General features: G+C 62.8%; 3 protein-coding genes. 2 read left to right on the top strand and 1 reads right to left on the bottom strand.

The annotated features are described in order from the left end of the window. Positions 1–43 precede the first annotated feature (43 nt). Positions 44–706 carry a hypothetical protein gene (locus tag ABIV12_RS14310; protein ID WP_348060475.1) on the top strand — a complete coding sequence of 221 codons (663 nt, stop codon included), beginning with the start codon at positions 44–46 and terminating at the stop codon, positions 704–706. A gap of 506 nt (positions 707–1,212) precedes the next feature. Continuing rightward, positions 1,213–2,037: a hypothetical protein gene (locus ABIV12_RS14305; RefSeq protein ID WP_348060473.1), complete on the top strand. Its 825-nt coding sequence runs from the start codon at positions 1,213–1,215 to the stop codon at positions 2,035–2,037. 95 nt (positions 2,038–2,132) lie between these two features. Here the strand turns inward: ABIV12_RS14305 and ABIV12_RS14300 are convergent. Beyond that, positions 2,133–3,247 (bottom strand): hypothetical protein (locus tag ABIV12_RS14300; protein WP_348060471.1); only part of this gene is annotated, 1,115 nt, incomplete at its 5' end.

Genomic DNA, 3,247 nt, shown 5'->3' with positions numbered 1-3,247 from the left:
GACTGCGCGCGACTGTCACCGGGCATTGAACAGGGACGCCATCATGATCCGCATTTCCATCGGCACCATCGCGTTACTCGGCCTCGCATGCGTTCGAACCTCCAGCGCGGCACCGGTACAAATCACCGAACGCCAGTACACCCATGGATACTCCAATGAGCACGCGTTGATCGAAACGTTCGATGCGCTTGCCCAGGGCGTGCAACCCTCGCCGTTGCAAATCGTCAACGGCGTCTATGTTGGAACGGGCTCAATCGATTTGGCCCCGTGGTGCGATATCGGCGGCTCCAATGCATGTCTCGACACGCAGATCTCCGACGGCGTCTTCGAGCAGTTCCCATTGGCAACGACGACGTGGTCTGCGCGCCTTTATATTTCGGGCCAGGAAACAGTCCACATCACGGTGTCGGGTGAGAGTGGAACGCTTCAAACGGATGTCACAAGCGACGGAGCGCCGAACGGCGGGACGTTCGTTGCTTTCTACGATGCGGATGGGTTGGAGTCGGTGAGCTTCCATATCACCGAAGGCGGCTTCAACTACGCGTTTGACGACGTAACGACCGCGGTTTCTTCTCCCCTTGGCACCGGTGAAGAAACGGCCTTGCCTGCGCCGACGCTCTCGAACGGATCTCTGTCACTGCTCGCCCTTCTCACGCTCGGTGCCGGGCTTGTGGCGGCGGGACGCACGCTTCATCTGCGCCGATGAATCACGGTTTTGCGAGAAGTCCGATCGACTCGTGCGAAGGCGCGTCCGCACGTCGTCAGCGGATCGCTGGGTTCCTCACGACGTCGATCGCGCGCCCTGCGATCGTTCCTCCCACCGCGCAGCGCTTATAGCGCACAACCCGGCGCAGCAGCGCCCGTTCGACCCAGCGCGAGCGAGTCCCTGATGCCGGCATTCGCGTCCGCAGCGAATGCGTACTCGACTGTTGACGACGTGCTGTTGCTCGTGACGGCCGACACGATCGGAGCCAACTGCCCAGCGCCACCGGAACGTCAAGCGGCGACGCCGTCAGTCCGACATCGTGCGCTCGCGCAAATGCGTGTTACTCGTGGAAGCTCGAAGCATGCGCGGCACTTTGGAAATCCACAGGCTTGCGGGTATCTTCACCACAGGCTTCGCGCGATGATCCGGCGCATGCGCGGCCGCGTGACGCGCGACCGGACTGCAGGAGTGACCGTCTGAAGATGTGGGAGGAATGGATTGAGGCGATGGAGCGCGACGACTCGCTCGACGATCCGGATCGCCTGCGCGGACGCGCCGAAGTGCTCGACCGGATCGAGACCTGCTTTCCACGCGTGTTCGATTGCGTCGCGGAACACACGGATCTTGATCGTCGCGCCATTGCGTTGCGGGCACGACTGGAGACGGTGAACCGTCGTGTGCACGACGTACTTCGCGACACCCTGCAAGCCGGACATGGCGGCGAGCGCCTGATGCGATTGGCGATGCCGCACGGTCCGATCGATACCGAAGGGTATGATCATCTCGACGATCTGCTGGCAGGCGTTCTTCCATTTGCGCCGCCGGACGATGTCGGCGAAACCCCACCCGAGATGGTGTTTTATCAGCCGACGCCTGCGCGTCACGTGTTCGATCTGATCCGACGGACTGCGCCTTGTGCTGACGATGTGGTGGTGGATCTGGGCTCCGGCCTCGGCCACGTTCCATTGATGATCGCGTTGTGCACACCGGCGCGCGCAGTCGGCATCGAACGGGAGACGGCCTACTTCACGCGAGCCCGGCAATGCGCAGCTGCGCTGAATCTCGACCGTATCCAATTCATCCGGCAGGATGCGCGCGATGCGGATTTCTCGACCGGCACGCTGTTCTACCTCTACACGCCATTCAGCGGTTCGATCCTGCGATGTGTCCTCGATGCGTTGCAGGGAGAGGCCAATCATCGTGCCATTCGCGTGTGCGCGTATGGGCCGTGCGGCGACGTGATCGCGCGCGAAACCTGGCTCGAGCCGATGGAACCGCCCAAGACAAATCGCGTGGCGATTTTTCGTTCGCGCGACGGGAAACCCAGATGACGGATGCGAGCCGTCGTTCGCAGTTCCGGCGCGTTTCCCGCGGATCCATCGCAGCGCCGCCGCGTTGATCGTCGGCGGCGCTGCGCATCCGCGGCTCAGTCGAATCCGTTCGCAAAAATTGCATCCGGCATCACGTCGTGGATGCTGACGCTGTCGAGCTGGATATACATGAGGTGGTCGCCATCCTCGATCATCCACGACGTCTTCTCGAAGAACTCCGGACCAAACGTGCGGTTGATGCGATTCAAATCATCGGAATCGAACAGGTCTCCACCCGGGTTGAACAGCTCGAACTCGAATGCCTGACCCGACGCCGTCGGCGTTGCGAACAGGTGGATGCCGTCGGACTTCGGGTAATCGTTCGTCAGCATCACACTCGGACCGTTGACGGTCGGGACGAGGGTTTCGGTGGCGGCGCCGGCCTGCAAATGGAACGTTTCAAGGCGCAGCGGGTAGCTGGTCGCGTGCGAGGGATCCGCCTCGACGCCATCGGGCGATAGCACGACCGACAACGTGACATTGGTTCCGACGGCGATGCCGGCGAACGGCCCGCTGGTCAGGTCATTCGAGGCAATGGTGCCGTGTGCTTCGAGAATCGCGTCGCTGGTTTCGCTGGAATGAAGGTCGACCACGAACCCCGCCATGTTGCCGGCCGCATTGATGCCCCAGCCACCGATCGTTTTTCCGTCGGCGGAAATGGCGGTGGCTGCGGCAAGCAACCAGCCGTCGGGAATCATCACGCCGCGTGCGGTCACATAGTCGGACAACGCCATCAAGCCGGTGTCCGGCGTCCAGATGCTGGCGGTGCGTATCGGCCACACGCCGCTCGCGCCGACAATGATGTTGCCGTCGTCGCTCACCGCAAACGCGAACGACTCGGGCGGCAGAAAACCGTTCGGCGCGAGCGATGTCGACGGTTTTGTCTGATCCATGCGCGCCGATTGCCGACCGGAATGATCCGGTCGCGCCGGCGCGCGCAAGCTCGGCAGGATGCCGATCGCCTGCGTGCCGGTGGCGGCGGTCCAGCGCCACGCCTCGCTGCCGTTCCCGGTGTAGTAACCGCCACCGACCACCACGCTGCCGTCTGCATTGGACGCCTCGGCTCCGCCGACCGGATTGTTGTCAGCGTCGACCAGATCAGTCGGTTGTCCGTTTTGCCACACCACGCCGGTGCGATAGCCGTCGGACTGGTCGTTCCATCCGAACACCA

Origin of the sequence: Dokdonella sp. (genome assembly GCF_039926425.1) — a bacterium.
Taxonomy (GTDB): domain Bacteria; phylum Pseudomonadota; class Gammaproteobacteria; order Xanthomonadales; family Rhodanobacteraceae; genus Dokdonella_A.
This window is presented reverse-complemented; position numbering and strand designations above follow the sequence as displayed.